Here is a 13894-nt window from a genome sequence, read left to right as displayed (position 1 = left end):
GTGCCGTCCGTGCGGGGCCGGTCGTCTCGATCGGTCGCTCTCGGTCGGTTCGGTCGGTCGGTTCGGTCGGTCGGTTCAGTCGATGGCGGCCGCCAGCGGGTGGGTGCGGATCGCGGCGGCCAGTTCGCCGTCGATGCGATCGAGGTAGACGCCGGTGGTGGCGATGGACGCGTGCCCGAGGAGCTCGGCGACGACCTTGACGTCCCACCCCTCGGCGACCAGCAGGGTGGCGGTGGTGTGCCGCAGGGCGTGCGGGGTGACCTCGCGGCGTACCCGGGAGGGCATCCGGTCCACGGCACGGCGCAGCAGTCCGCGCACGGCCTGGGTGTCGATGCGCCGCCCGCGCCAGGACAGCAGGAGGGCGCGCTGCGCGTCGGCGTCGTCCGGGCGGCGGGCCGCGAGGCGCGGGCGCAGGCCGGTGAGGTAGGCGTCGAGCGCGTCGGCGAGCGGCGGGCTCAGGGCAACGGTCCGCGTGTGGCCTCCCTTGCCGCGGATCCGCCAGGTGGTGTGGTCGTCGCCGCGGGTGACGTCCGCCAGGTCGGCCCGGGCCAGTTCGGAGACGCGGGGGCCCAGGACCAGCAGGAACGCGAGGACGAGGCGGTCGCGCGCGGCGAGGTCCTGGTCGGCCCGGGAGGATGCGGCGTCGTCGGCCGACAACAGGGAGCGGGCGGCGCCGGCGGACAGGGCCGTGCGGGCGGTGCGCAGCGGCTCGCGGCTCCGGGCCGGGGGAGAGGCCCACTGCATGGGGTCGGCCTGCACCCAGCACTCCCGTGCCGCGTAGGAGAAGAACCGCGACACCGACTGGCGGAACCGGTTGACGGTGGCGGTGGCGCGTCCGGGGCCGGCCTTGGCCTCGGGGTCGGTGTACCGGGCGTCGGGCGCGGACTGGTAGCGCACGAGGATGGTGTCCACGTCGGAGCCGCTGATGTCGTCCAGCACCGTGGCGGAGCCGGCCAGGCGCGCGAACTCGGTGACGTCGCGGGTGTAGCTGCGGGCGGTGGCGGGGGACAGGACGTCGCGCACCGTGTCGACCTCGACGGCGGCGAGGTAGCGGCGGACTGCCTCGTCCACGGTGATGCGCTCCAGGCGTGGTGGTGCAACCATGCAGGTCAGACTATGTGGGGACACTGACGTCGAGCTTCACGCGGCAGATTTGCGCGGCGCGGGCCGCGACCTGGCCGCGATCTGGTCGGCGCCTGGTCGGCGCCTGGGCCGCGGTGCCCCTATGCTCGCAGGAATGACGCCGATACCAGGGGTGATGAAGGCGGTGCGGCTCCTCGGTCACGGGGGCCTGGACCAGCTTGTCTACAGTGACGACGTCCCGACGCCCACGCCAGGCCCCGGTGAGGTCCTGATCGACGTCCATGCGTGCGGCATGAACAACACCGACGTCTGGGTCCGCGAGGGCGCGTACGGCACGGAGACGGATCCGGGCTCCGTGTCCACGTGGCGGCGTGGCCGCTCCACCCTGACTTTCCCCCGTATCCAGGGCACCGACACGGTCGGGGAGATCGTGGCGGTCGGTCCCGGCGTGCCCGCCGAGCGGGTCGGGGAGCGGGTGATGGTGGACTTCAGCATCTACAACCGGCCCGAGGGCGACGACAGCCTCGCCGACATCGACTACATCGGTCACGGGCGCGACGGCGGCTACGCCGAGTACGTCACCGTGCCGGCCGAGAACGCCTACGAGATCACCTCCGGCATCGACGACGCCGAGCTGGCCACGTTCTGCTGCGCGTACCTGACCGCCGAGCAGATGCTGGACCGGGCGCGGCTGGCGTCGGGGGAGCGGGTCCTGGTGACCGGGGCGTCGGGCGGTGTCGGCTCGGCGATCCTCCAGCTGGCGCGCGTGCGCGGCGCGATCCCGTACGCCGTGTCCAGCCCCGGCAAGGAGGACGCGCTGCGGGCGATCGGTGCCCAGGACGTCGTCCTGCGGGACGCCCCGGACCTGGTGGCCGCGGTGGAGCGGATGGTCGACGGTCCGGTCGACGTCGTCGCGGACCTGGTCGCGGGGCCGATGTTCAACTCGCTGCTGCGGATCCTGCGGCCCGAGGGCCGCTACACGACGGCGGGCGCGATCGGCGGTCCGGTGGTCGATCTCGACCTGCGCACCATGTACCTCAAGCAGCTCGAGCTGCACGGCTCCTCGCAGGGCACGCGCACGGCCTTCCGCCGGCTGGTGCGGTACATCGAGAACGGCGACATCCGGCCGCTGCTGGACCGCACCTACCGGCTGTCCGACTTCCACGAGGCGCAGCGCGCCTTCATGAGCAAGACCTACATCGGCAAGCTCGTCGTCGTGCCCGACCGGCACTGGACCACGGTGGGAGCGCCCCATGCGGCATCGTGAACGGACCCTGGAACTCCTGGACACGCAGTCCGGGGGAGACGTCAGCCGGATCGTGGTGGCCGGCGTCGGGCCCCTGCCCGGGGCCACGGTGCTGGACAAGGCCCGCTACCTGCAGCGCGACGGTGACGGGCTGCGGCGGCTGCTGCTGTCCGAGCCCTACGGCGACCCGGCGATGTCCGTCGACCTGATCGTGGAGCCGTCGCATCCCGAGGCGCAGGCCGGCTACATCATCATGGAGGCGATGGGGTATCCGCTGTACTCGGGGTCCAACACCATCTGCACCGCGACGGCGCTCCTGCACAGCGGCATGATCCCGATGCGCGAGGGGCTGCAGAACGTGGTCCTGGAGTCCCCGGCGGGTCTCGCGCGGGTCAGTGCGCGTGTCACCGACGGGCGTGTCGTGTCGGTCACGACCCAGGGCGAGCCGGCCTACGTGGCCGATCAGGGGCTGTCGGTCCAGGTGCCGCACTACGGCGAGGTGCGTTTCGACCTCGTGTGGAGCGGTGCGTACTACGCGATGATCGACGCCTCGCGCCACGGGTTCGGCCTGGGGAGCACCGAGCAGATCGCGCTCACCGCGTTCGGCGACGCGTTCGTCCGGGCGGCACGGCCCGGTCTCCTGCAGGTGCACCCGGAACTGGGCGACGTCGGCCCGCTGCCGTTCGCCCATTTCATGGGACCGGTCCGCGAGACGGGCCGGACCGGCGAGGGGCACGTGCGGTACGAGTCGCCGTCGGCGACGTACGTGCATCCGGGCGTGCTGTGCCGGAGCCCGACCGGAACAGGGACGTCGGCGCGGCTGGCGCTCATGGCGCGACGCGGCGAGATCCACGAGGGCGACGAGCTCGAGACCGTCTCGCCGCGCGGCAGCCGGTTCGTCGGCACCGTGATGGACAACGCGCAGGTGGGCGACTACCCGGCGCTGCACTCGACCATCACGGGCGGCGCGCGCCTGATGGCGCACTCGCACATCACGGTCGACCTGGACGATCCGCTGGTGGACGAGTCCGACCTGGAGCACGTCCTGTCGCAGCCGCCGTCCGGTTCGGCGAACGCCCCGGCCGGCGTCACCACCCGGTAGCCCACACAGGAACAGCCGCGAACCGATAATGCACATTATGTCATTTCGACGCGGCGGAGCCCTCCCCGGACCCGTGCGATCGCCTTGAGTCGCCCGTCCTGAGGCGCCGCGCGTTCTCCCTGCCGCGCGGCTCGGAGGGCCTCCCGGCGGGCGCTCTCCCGGCAGGCCCGGCCGGGAGAACTCGACGCCGGTGGCGCTCGCGGCACGGGCCGGCTGCCGGTCGCGCCCCGAGGTCGCGCGCGACGACGCTGTCCGAATTGTCGAGTCACGCACGCCGGGCGCCGGCCGCCGGTGGCGCACCCCCGTCGCCGGCGGCCGGCGCGCCGTCGTGAACATCAGACAATGGTGTATAGCGCAACACAATGGTCTTATCGGAACTATCCCCTCCGAGACCCCCCGTGGTGAGCTGCGCGGCGGACATCAGGGGCGACTCGACCCGGTACCGCCGCCCCGCGGCCACACGGCTGGTACCGCACGGCATATCCGTCAATTCCGAGGAAACCTGGATTACACCGGCACGGGTTGCTACGGTCCCCTGCATGACGACAAGGCTGCTCAGGCTGGTGAGCGCTCCCCTCTGCGCCCTGGCGCTGGCCCTGTCCTCCGGCTGCGCCCCGAGCGGAGGCGCCGAACCGGCGTGCGTCCAGGCCGTTCCGCGCGACGACAACGACCGGGTCACGATCGGCCTGCACAGCGACCTGCCCGGGTGGAGCTACGCGCCCGACGACGCCAGCTGGAGCGGGTTCGACTACGAGTTCGCCCGCTGGCTCGGCCACTACTGCGGGTTCACCGTCACGCCCACCCGGATCGCGAGCGCCCAGCGGGAGACGGCGCTGATCTCGGGACAGCTCGACCTGGTGATCGCGACATACTCGATCACCGACGAGCGCAAGGACGTCGTCTCCTTCGCGGGGCCCTACGCGCGCACCCAGCAGGGGGTGATGGTGCGGGACGGTTCGAGGATCGCCGGCCTGGAGGATCTCGCGGGGCACACCGTGTGCGCCGCGCGCGGTACCACGTCCGCCGATCAGCTCGTCCGGTTCCTCCCGGACGCGATCCTGGACGAGCGTGACGGCTTCGGCCAGTGCACGCGGGCCCTCATCGAGGGTGACGTGGACGCCGTCTCGACGGACCAGCTCATCCTGTACGGCTTCGCCGCGGCCAGGTCGCCCCTGCAGGAGGAGGCGGAGGGCAGTCTCACGGTGCTGGACGACGTGTTCGGGCACCAGGAGCTGTACGGCATCGGGATCCCCTACGGTGAGGTCCGGCTGTGCGAGGCGCTGACCGAGGCGATCGACGCGGCCATCGTCAGCCAGTGGTGGACGGACGCGTTCGAGAACGCGCTTCCCGAGGTGACGTCGCCCGAGGAGTTCCGGCCGGCCGACTACGAGCGGTGCACCGACGGCGGGCAGGCGTGAGTACGGCCGCGAGACAGCTCGGCGGCTCCTCGCTGCGTCGTGGCGCGGTGATCGGGCTCGGTGTCGCCGGGTGCCTCGTCGCGGTGGTGATCGAGTTCGCGCTCGGTGAGGGGTCCGTGGTCGACGCGCTCGCGCTGATCGTCAGCTATCTTGCGCTGACCAGTGGTGGAAGTGCGGCCGTGGTGAGCATCCCGCGGATGAACCAGTACGTCCTGAAGGACGCCGCCGAGCCGTGGACCGTACGTTTCGCGCGGGCCGCGGTGCGGCACCAGAGGCTGGCCTGGACGATCGGGGGGTCCTTCGTCCTGGTCCTGGCCTCGGGCGTGTACCTGGCGTGGTTCTACGTGGCCGCCTCGTCCGTCCCGGTGACGGGAACGGTCACCACCAGCGGCGCGACGGACCTGCAGGACTGCTACGTCCAGGGTCCCGACGGCGCGCCCGACCGCCGTGACGAGTGCGACGCCGCCACGGTCCTGCTGCCGGGCCGGCCCCCGGTGCGGGACCACGTCACGGTGGTGGGGCACGTGGCGAACCGGTCGCCCGACGGCACCGGCACGTGCGTCGAGCCGGCCCGGGTCGTGGTCACCCCGTACGTCGACGGGAATGCCGGGACCGCCGTGCGTGCGCGGTCCGGGGAGCCGGCCGACGTGTCGGTCACCGGCGCGACGGCCTCCGCGTGGCTGGAGGTCTCGGTCGACCAGTTGCACGACGACGAGGTGTGCCGGGTCGACCTGCGGTTCACGAAGGTGGTGCTGCACGACTGACCCCGGGGCGCTCCCGGCCGGGAAGGGCCGGGAGCGCCCCGGGGTCACTCCCCCACGTACCGCGCCAGGTGCTGTCCCGTGAGCGTGGAGGCGTCCGCGACGAGGTCCGCGGGGGTCCCCTCGAAGACGACCTGCCCGCCGTCGTGCCCGGCGCCCGGCCCGAGGTCGATGATCCGGTCCGCGTGCGCCATGACGGCCTGGTGGTGCTCGATGACGATGACGGACCGGCCGGCGTCGACCAGCTTGTCGAGCAGGCGCAGGAGGTTCTCGACGTCGGCGAGGTGCAGGCCCGTCGTCGGTTCGTCCAGGACGAGGACGCCACCCTTGGTGCTCATGTGCACGGCGAGCTTGAGGCGCTGGCGCTCTCCGCCGGAGAGCGTGTTGAGCGGCTGCCCGAGCGCCAGGTACCCGAGTCCGACCTCGCGCAGGTGTCCCAGCAGCGTGCGCGCCGCCGGGACGCCGGAGTCGGGTCCGCCGAAGAACTCGTGGGCCTGGCTCACGGACAGGTCCAGGACCTCGGCGATGTTCAGCCCGCCCAGCCGGTGCTCCAGGACGGAGGCGCGGTACCGTTTGCCGCCGCAGTCCTCGCAGGGCGTGGCCACGGTCTCCATGAAGCCGAGCTCGGTGTAGATCATGCCGTTGCCCTTGCACGTGGGGCAGGCACCCTCGGAGTTCGCGCTGAACAGCGCGGGCTTGACGCCGTTCGCCTTGGCGAAGGCCTTGCGGATCGCGTCCAGCATGCCGGTGTAGGTGGCGGGGTTGGAGCGGCGTGACCCCTTGATCGCGCCCTGGTCGACGACGACGACGCCCTCGCGCCCGGCCAGGTTCCCGTGCACGAGCGAGCTCTTGCCCGAGCCGGCCACGCCGGTCACGACGGTCAGCACGCCGGTGGGGACGTCGACGTCGACGTGGCGCAGGTTGTTCTGGTCCGCCCCGCGGATCTCCAGCGCGCCGGTGGCGGTGCGGACCGAGTCCTTGAGCCGGGCGCGGTAGCCCAGGTGCTTGCCGGTCAGCGTGTCGGCGGCCGCGAGCCCGTCGACCGTGCCCTCGTAGCAGACGGTGCCGCCGTCGGTCCCGGCGCCCGGACCGAGGTCGACCACGTGGTCCGCGATCGCGATCGCCTCGGGCTTGTGCTCGACGACCAGCACCGTGTTGCCCTTGTCGCGCAGGTTCACCAGGAGGTTGTTCATCAACTGGATGTCGTGCGGGTGCAGGCCGATCGTCGGCTCGTCGAACACGTACGTGACGTCGGTCAGCGCCGAGCCGAGGTGCCGGATCATCTTGGTGCGCTGCGCCTCTCCCCCGGACAGCGTGCCGGCGGGACGGTCCAGCGACAGGTAGCCCAGGCCGATGCCGACGAACGAGTCGAACAGGTGCAGCAGGCCGGCGATCAGCGGCGCGACACCGGGATCGTCCACGGTCCGCGCCCACTGCGCGGCGTCGGTGATCTGCATGGCGCAGACCTCGGCGATGTTCCTGCCGCGGATCCTGGCCGACCGGGCCGAGGCGTTCAGCCGGGTGCCCTCGCACGCCGGGCACGGCCCGAACACGGCCGCCGCCTCCACGAAACGCCTCAGGTGCGGCTGCAGGGACTCGGGGTCCTTGCTGAACATCGAGGCGCGGATCTTCGGGATGAGCCCCTCGTAGGTGAAGTTCATCCCCATGGCCTTGACCTTGGTCTTCTCCTTGTACAGGAAGTCCTCGCGCTCCTGGGCGGAGTAGTCCTGGACCGGTTTGCGGGGGTCCACGAACCCGGACTCGGCGAACCCGCGCACCATCCAGCCGTCGGCGGTGTAGCCGGGCACCAGGATCGCGCCGTCGGACAGGGACCTGCTCTCGTCCACGATCACGGACAGGTCCAGGTCCGAGACACTCCCCCGCCCCTCGCACTCCGGGCACATGCCGCCCAGGTACACCTGCTCGCGCACGACGGCCTTGTCGACCTTCCCGCCGGCCTTCTGCGTGCTCATCACCCCGCTGGCCTTGCTGGTGGGCACGTTGAACGAGAACGCGGCCGGGGGCCCCACGTACGGCCGGCCGATCCGGCTGAACAGGCTGCGCAGCATCGCGTGCGCGTCGGTGACGGTGCCCACCGTCGAGCGGACGTTCGCCCCCAGGCGCTCCTGGTCCACCAGGATCGCCGTCGTGATCCCCTCCAGGTGGTCGACGTCGGGCCGCGGCAGCGAGGGCATGAACCCCTGCACGAACGTCGAATACGTCTCGTCGATCAGCCGCCGCGACTCGGCCGCGATCGTGCCGAACACGAGCGAGCTCTTGCCGGATCCCGACACCCCCGTGAACACCGTCAGGCGGCGTTTGGGGAGCTGGACGTCCACGTCCTTCAGGTTGTTCTCGCGGGCGCCGGTCACCCGGATCACGTCGTGGCTGTCCGCCGGGTGCCGGGTGGCCCGCGCCCCGTCGGGGGCTGCTGCATCGGTGCCGGTCGCTGGGGTGTCGGTGATCATGTCCTCAGTCTCCACGACGGTCCGCACCGCTTCGCGAAACCTACGGCGCACGGGGGTCACTTCACCTCGTTGAAGCGCACGTGGTTGCCGGCCGGGTCGCGGAACGCGCAGTCCCGGACACCGTACGGCTGGTCGACCGGCTCCTGGACGACCTCGGCGCCCGCCGCCTGGATCGTGTCGAACACCTCGTCCAGGTCGGGGGTGGCCAGGACGAGCGTGGCGTAGGTGCCCTTGGCCATCATCTCCGCGATGGTCCGGCGCTCGTCCTCGGTGATGCCCGGATTCGCCGCCGGCGGCGTCAGGACCACCGAGGTGTCCGACCCCTTGGGAGCGACCGTGATCCAGCGCATCGCGCCGCCGCCGACGTCGCCGCGGACCTCGAAGCCGAGGATGTCACGGTAGAAGGCCAGCGACTCGGCCGGGTCGGTGTGCGGAAGGAACGTGTGGTGAATCGTGATGTCCATGCCCCTGACGCTAGGGGCGTGCGGCCGGGGACGCTTCTTGATTCCTGACCGGCAGGCCCGCCGCCGGGGCCGGACCGTTCCGCACCGGCCGCGTCACCTGCTTGGCGATGCACGGCGGCATGCCCGCGACGTCGCCCGCCCCGTCGGTCCGGTAGACGCTGGGCGGCACGCCCACCAGTTCCGCGAACCGCGTGCTGAAGGTCCCCAGGGAGGAGAAGCCCACGGCGAAGCACACCTCGGTGACGCTCAGCTCCCCGCGGCGCAGCAGCGCCATCGCCCGCTCGATCCGCCGCGTCATCAGGTACGAGTACGGTGACTCGCCGTAGGCCCGCCTGAACTCGCGGCTCAGGTACCCCGCCGACAGGTGGACCCCGCTCGCCAGCGCCTCCACGTCCAGCGGCTGCGCGTACTCCCGGTCGATCCGGTCCCGCACGCGGCGCAGCAGCGCGAGGACGCGCAGGCGCTCGCGTTCGGATGCTGATGTACTCATTTGACGATGATCTCAGGTGTGTCACGAGGGGCGTAGTGTTGCAGTGTCGTTGCCAGCCTTTTACATGGTTCGTGTCAGGCTTGTGTATGGTGATGCACCCGTAAGAGTGGTGTGAGAGATAACTCGAATATGGGGGAAGGCGCGCGTGGACGGATTGCAGAGCTGGTGGAGCTACGTCGTCGGGCACAGCGACGACGTTTTTGAGGCCACCTTGGAGCATGCCCAGATCACCGTGACCGTCGTCATCCTGGCGACGGTGTTCTCCGTCGCTCTCGGGATCTACGTGCAGTCACGTCCCACCAGCAAGGCGATAGCCCTGGCGATCTCGGGAATCTTCCTGACGATCCCGGCGCTCGCGCTCTTCGCGCTCTTCATCCCGCTGGTCGGGCCGGGCAACAGCCCCGCGATGATGGCCCTGTTCCTTTACGCGATCCTGCCGATCCTGCGCAATACCGTGACAGGACTGGACGAGGTCAGCCCCGCGGTGGTCGAGTCCGCCCGGGGCATGGGCATGAGCCCGGCGCAGCAGCTGTGGCGGGTGCGTCTGCCCCTGGCCTGGCCGCTGATCATGACGGGCGTGCGCATCTCGACGCTCCTGACGGTGGGCATCGCGGCGATCGCGATCCTGGTGGGCGGCGGTGGCCTCGGAGTCTTCATCCAGGGCGGCCTCACGCGTCTGGGACTGCCGAACAGTGTGGAGTCGGTGTGGGTCGGGACGGTCTTCACCGTCGTCCTGGGGCTCGCGCTCGACGCCGTGCTGTCTCTCATCCAGCGCTTGACCAGCTCCCGCGGCCTACGGGCCTGAACGCGAAGGTAAGGAACTCATGGCTGTCGAACCGAAGATCCGACTCGATCACGTGAGCAAGGTCTATCCGGGGACCGACACCCCGGCGGTCTCCGAGCTCACCCTCGACATCGACCCCGGGGAGATCCTGGTCCTGGTGGGGCCGTCCGGCTGCGGCAAGAGCACGACGCTGCGGCTGATCAACCGGATGATCGAGCCCACCGGAGGGCGCATCTACCTGGACGGGGACGACGTCACCGACGTCAACCCGGACCAGCTGCGCCGCCGGATCGGGTACGTGATCCAGCAGATCGGTCTCTTCCCGCACCAGACCATCGCGGAGAACGTGGCCACGGTCCCCAAGATGCTCAAGTGGGAGAAGAAGAAGATCTCCGCGCGCGTGGACGAGCTGCTGGACATGGTCGGTCTCGACCCGCGCGTGTACGGGGGCCGCTACCCGAAGGAGCTGTCCGGCGGCCAGGCGCAGCGTGTCGGCGTCGCCCGGGCCCTGGGCGCGGACCCGTCGATCATGCTGATGGACGAGCCGTTCGGCGCCATCGACCCGATCACGCGCGAGAGCCTGCAGAACGAGTTCCTGCGGCTGCAGGACGAGCTGAGGAAGACGATCGTGTTCGTCACGCACGACATCGACGAGGCCATCAAGATGGGTGACCGGATCGCGATCCTGGGCAAGCAGAGCGTGGTGCACCAGGCCGACACCCCGGAGCGCATCCTCGCCTACCCGGTGGACGACTTCGTGCGCAGCTTCATCGGCGCCGGCACGGCGATGAAGGGCCTCGCGTTCGAGCGTGTCGGCGACCTGGACCTCGCGCCGTTCGACGGGCCGAACGGCAACGGCGAGTCCGGCGCCGAGCCCACGGGCACGATCACGGCGGACGCCACCCTGTACGAGGCGCTCGAGGAGATGCTGCGTACCGCGGACGGCAAGACCATCGTGCTCGACGACTCCGGTGAGCCCGCCGGCGTGGTGGAGCTGAGCCACCTCAGCGACGCGCTGCGCACGGCCCAGGACGAGGCGCGCCGCCACTACGACGAGCTCGAGGCGGCATCGTGAGCGAGTCGGTCGCGCCGGTCATCACCAAGCGGCGGGCGGACCAGGACGACGCCGCGAAGGCGGCCGTCGTCAGCGTCACGAGCACCACCCGCCTCTGGCGCCGGTTCTCGCTCCTGCTCGCGCCGGTCCTCATCGTGGCGCTGGCCCTGGTCCTGTGGTTCTACTACCAGAGCCTCGGCGTGGGCACCACGGCCCAGATCCAGGTGTCCTCCGCGCTGGACTGGGACACCAAGCTGCGGCCCCAGCTGACCCAGCACCTGACGATCGCGTTCTGGTCCACGCTCCTGGTGATCGCCATCGCCGTGCCGCTGGGCGTCCTGCTGACCCGCAGCGGGGTGCGCAAGATCGGCCCCGCGGTGCTGACGGTCGCCAACTCCGGTCAGGCGCTGCCGGCGTACGGTCTGCTGATCATCTTCCTGGCGCTGCTGGGCCAGGGCGCCCGCACCGTGATCGTCGCCCTGGTGGTCTACGCGATCCTGCCTGTGCTGCGCAACACGATGGTGGGCCTGGACAGTGTCGACCGCAGCACGCTGGAAGCGGGGCGCGGCATGGGCATGACCCGCCTGCAGACCCTGCTGCGCATCGAGCTGCCGCTCGCCGTGCCCGTGATCGTGGCGGGCATCCGCACCGCCATGATCATCAACATCGGCATGGCCACCCTCGCGTTCCTGATCGGCGGGGGCGGGCTCGGCATCACGATCAACTCGGGCCTGAAGCTCAACCAGGACCCGGTACTCCTGGTCGGCGCCATCATGGTGGCGCTGGTCGCACTCACCTTCGACTGGCTCGGCGCGCTGGCCGAGCGGTTCCTGCACCCGCGGGGGCTGTAAGCGCCCCGCGCGCCCTGCCGAGCACGGAAGCGGGGGGCGGGCGGCCGGTACCACGTTCTCGCGTGGTGTCCCGGCCGCCCGCCCCCCGCTTCCGTCGTGAGGGCGCGGCGCCTCAGAGCAGGCCCTGCTCCTGCAGGTACTCCATCGCCACGTCGTCGGCGCTCTCGCCGTCGACGTCGACCTTCGCGTTCAGCTCGGCCATCTTGGCGTTGTCGAGCGGGGCGAAGATGGTGTCGACCAGCTCGTCGTACACGTCGGCGTTCTCCTCGTACACGGAGTTGTTGAACGTGTAGGAGGCGTTGTAGACGATCATGACGCTCGGGTCCTCGACGAGGTCGATGTTGAGCGCCTCGATGCGGCCGTCGGTCGTGAAGACCTCACCGAAGTCGCAGTTGCCCGCCGCGGTCTCGGTGTAGATCAGGCCGGTGTCCAGGATCTGGATCTGGGACTGAGGCACCTCGTAGCCGGTGGCCTCCTCGAACAGGATGAGCCCGTCGGGGCGGTCCGGGAACTCGGTCTCCAGGCAGAGGGACGCGTCGGGGTTGGCCTCGAGGTAGTCGGCCATGCCCTGGAAGTCGAAACCGCCCTCGGCGGCAGCGAGGTCGCCGTTGGCGGCGAACCCGTAGGTGTCGTTGAACGGGGTGGTGCCCACCCACTTGATGTCGTTCGTCTCGAGATCCTCGTCGGCGGTGACCTGGAACAGCTCCGCCGGGTCGCTGCTCGGGTCGTCGTGCCCGAGGTGGACGGTCCAGCCCGTGCCGTTGTACTCCGGGTACACGTCGATCTCGCCGGCCAGCAGCGCGTCGCGGGCGACCGAGGTGCCGCCCAGGTTGGTCTGCGAGGTGACGTCGGCCCCCTCGGCCTCCAGGGCCTGGACCAGCATTTCCCCGAGCAGGATGTTCTCCGTGAAGTCCTTGGACCCGACCGTGATGCTGACGCCGTTGAGCCGGCCGTCGCCTCCGCCGGACGAGTCGTTACCGCTGCACGCGGTCAAGGTCAGGCTGGCGGCGAGGCCGACCGCAAGGCCGGCCGCGGCGTTGAGCTTTCCGCGGGTTCGCATGGATGTACTCCCTGGTCGCTATCAAGTCGTGCCCTTTGCGGGCTCGTTCGTCCCGCTTGAGGCGGGGCCCAACGTAACGCGCTCATGTTTCGACGACGCTCCGGAACGCCGTCGGCGACTCGATCGAGACAACACCGAGACATGACCACCCCTCCATCGGGCGTGATCCGTCCTTGACGCGAGCCGCCGCACCGGTGGATTGCCCCGGGTGACAATCGGTTGCCCGATTCGCTCCCGGCATCGTGATGGGACCGTAACCGGCTTCCATGCATCCAGATGTGGATCTCGTGCGTCCATGGAAGAGAGGCGTTCGGCAGGGAAACGCCGCGCAACAAGTCATCGCAGGCAGGCAAGATGACGACGAGGGGGCGCAAGCCATGAGCAACATCACGATGGGCAGAGGTGATCTCACCGACCCCGGTTTCGGGTCCGGCCCGGTGCCGGGGAACGACAGGTACACCGCTCCTCGCGAGATCAGCGCGTGGATCCCGCTGGTGGCGTCGGGGATCGCACTCCTCGCGCTGGTCGTCGCGGGGAGCGTGGTGTTCGGTGAGGCGGTCAAGACCGCTCTCGGCGTGCTGTGAGACGCCGGAGCGCACGACTGCCACGGTGTGCGCCGTGACGCGTCACCGTCGCGGCGCACGCGAGGCCCCGGGGCACGAGCCCCGGGGCCTCGCTCATGCGGTGCGGTACGTGCTCACGCGGTGTAGTACTCGACCCCGACGCTCCACGCCGCGAACGCGAACGCCGCGAACATGCCCAACGCGACGACCAGGTTGATCACCGGATAGCGCCGCTGCGCGGGCTCACGGATCACCGGCTCGAGGGCCAGCCCCGCCCCGCCGAGCAGCAGCACCAGCGCGAAGAACCAGATCGGGAACGTCAGCTCCCCCGTGCTCATCAGGTTCCTCACGGCGTCCGACCACCAGTCCACCCAGCGCGGGACGCTCTCGGTGAGGCCGGCCCCCGTGGCCCGGGCGTCCGCGAGCCACAGGGCCGCGTACGGGATGCCCAGGCCGAGCGCGGCCAGCGCCCTCCAGTCGATGACCGTCAGCTTCGCCATGCTGATCTCGCTCTCTGCAGGTTCACTCTCTGCGTCCCCGGTGCCGGCGA

At 70.6% G+C, this 13894-nt stretch carries 14 protein-coding genes; 8 read left to right on the top strand and 6 right to left on the bottom strand.

The window, feature by feature from the left end:
• Positions 1 to 75 precede the first annotated feature (75 nt).
• Entirely contained in the window at positions 76 to 1104 is a 1029-nt protein-coding gene (locus HGK34_RS15745) for a tyrosine-type recombinase/integrase (RefSeq protein WP_201849131.1), read from the bottom strand.
• 133 nt (positions 1105 to 1237) lie between these two features.
• Between HGK34_RS15745 and HGK34_RS15740 the strand changes: the two genes are divergently transcribed.
• From HGK34_RS15740 to HGK34_RS15725, 4 genes are all read left to right on the top strand, one after another.
• Positions 1238 to 2350, top strand: a complete 1113-nt coding sequence (locus tag HGK34_RS15740; protein ID WP_244666820.1) for an alcohol dehydrogenase family protein — start codon at positions 1238 to 1240, stop codon at positions 2348 to 2350.
• Positions 2337 to 3431, top strand: coding sequence for a proline racemase family protein (locus HGK34_RS15735; RefSeq protein WP_201849129.1), 1095 nt, complete (start codon positions 2337 to 2339; stop codon positions 3429 to 3431). The genes HGK34_RS15740 and HGK34_RS15735 overlap by 14 nt, the downstream gene beginning before the upstream one ends.
• Positions 3432 to 4015: 584 nt before the next feature.
• Complete coding sequence (locus HGK34_RS15730; RefSeq protein WP_372433140.1) at positions 4016 to 4849, top strand: transporter substrate-binding domain-containing protein; 834 nt, start codon at positions 4016 to 4018, stop codon at positions 4847 to 4849.
• Positions 4846 to 5613 carry a hypothetical protein gene (locus HGK34_RS15725; RefSeq protein WP_201849126.1) on the top strand — a complete coding sequence of 256 codons (768 nt, stop codon included), beginning with the start codon at positions 4846 to 4848 and terminating at the stop codon, positions 5611 to 5613. Before HGK34_RS15730 ends, HGK34_RS15725 begins: the two co-directional genes overlap by 4 nt.
• A 44-nt stretch (positions 5614 to 5657) precedes the next feature.
• On the opposite strand, the gene HGK34_RS15720 is transcribed toward HGK34_RS15725, so the two are convergent.
• From HGK34_RS15720 to HGK34_RS15710, 3 genes are read right to left on the bottom strand one after another with little or no spacing between them, the layout of a single operon-like run.
• Positions 5658 to 8078: an ATP-binding cassette domain-containing protein gene (locus tag HGK34_RS15720; protein ID WP_201849124.1), complete on the bottom strand. Its 2421-nt coding sequence runs from the start codon at positions 8076 to 8078 to the stop codon at positions 5658 to 5660.
• Positions 8079 to 8134: 56 nt separating this feature from the next.
• Positions 8135 to 8542 carry a VOC family protein gene (locus HGK34_RS15715; protein ID WP_201849122.1) on the bottom strand — a complete coding sequence of 136 codons (408 nt, stop codon included), beginning with the start codon at positions 8540 to 8542 and terminating at the stop codon, positions 8135 to 8137.
• Between the two features lie 10 nt (positions 8543 to 8552).
• The gene (locus HGK34_RS15710; protein ID WP_201849120.1) at positions 8553 to 9032 is read right to left on the bottom strand and encodes a helix-turn-helix transcriptional regulator; all 480 of its coding nucleotides are present in this window, start codon (positions 9030 to 9032) and stop codon (positions 8553 to 8555) included.
• 145 nt (positions 9033 to 9177) lie between these two features.
• On the opposite strand from HGK34_RS15710, the gene HGK34_RS15705 reads away from it, so the two are divergent.
• The 3 genes from HGK34_RS15705 to HGK34_RS23600 are packed head-to-tail and all read left to right on the top strand — an operon-like array spanning position 9178 to position 11721.
• The gene (locus HGK34_RS15705) at positions 9178 to 9837 is read left to right on the top strand and encodes an ABC transporter permease (protein ID WP_201849118.1); all 660 of its coding nucleotides are present in this window, start codon (positions 9178 to 9180) and stop codon (positions 9835 to 9837) included.
• A gap of 19 nt (positions 9838 to 9856) precedes the next feature.
• Positions 9857 to 10891 (top strand): ABC transporter ATP-binding protein, encoded by a 1035-nt coding sequence (locus HGK34_RS15700; RefSeq protein ID WP_201849117.1) that lies wholly within the window; start codon positions 9857 to 9859, stop codon positions 10889 to 10891.
• The gene (locus tag HGK34_RS23600; RefSeq protein ID WP_307816003.1) at positions 10888 to 11721 is read left to right on the top strand and encodes an ABC transporter permease; all 834 of its coding nucleotides are present in this window, start codon (positions 10888 to 10890) and stop codon (positions 11719 to 11721) included. Before HGK34_RS15700 ends, HGK34_RS23600 begins: the two co-directional genes overlap by 4 nt.
• 112 nt (positions 11722 to 11833) lie before the next feature.
• Here the strand turns inward: HGK34_RS23600 and HGK34_RS15690 are convergent, their stop codons facing one another.
• The gene (locus HGK34_RS15690) at positions 11834 to 12781 is read right to left on the bottom strand and encodes a glycine betaine ABC transporter substrate-binding protein (RefSeq protein WP_201849115.1); all 948 of its coding nucleotides are present in this window, start codon (positions 12779 to 12781) and stop codon (positions 11834 to 11836) included.
• 377 nt (positions 12782 to 13158) lie between these two features.
• Between HGK34_RS15690 and HGK34_RS15685 the strand changes: the two genes are divergently transcribed.
• Entirely contained in the window at positions 13159 to 13365 is a 207-nt protein-coding gene (locus HGK34_RS15685) for a hypothetical protein (RefSeq protein ID WP_201849113.1), read from the top strand.
• 113 nt (positions 13366 to 13478) lie between these two features.
• Here the strand turns inward: HGK34_RS15685 and HGK34_RS15680 are convergent, their stop codons facing one another.
• Complete coding sequence (locus HGK34_RS15680; RefSeq protein ID WP_201849111.1) at positions 13479 to 13844, bottom strand: hypothetical protein; 366 nt, start codon at positions 13842 to 13844, stop codon at positions 13479 to 13481.
• Positions 13845 to 13894: the final 50 nt, after the last annotated feature.

The sequence above is a fragment of the Myceligenerans indicum genome, from assembly GCF_016742955.1.
Lineage (GTDB): Bacteria > Actinomycetota > Actinomycetes > Actinomycetales > Cellulomonadaceae > Myceligenerans > Myceligenerans indicum.
The sequence above is the reverse complement of the archived record's forward strand: the minus strand, read 5'-3'. Positions and strand labels throughout refer to the sequence as shown.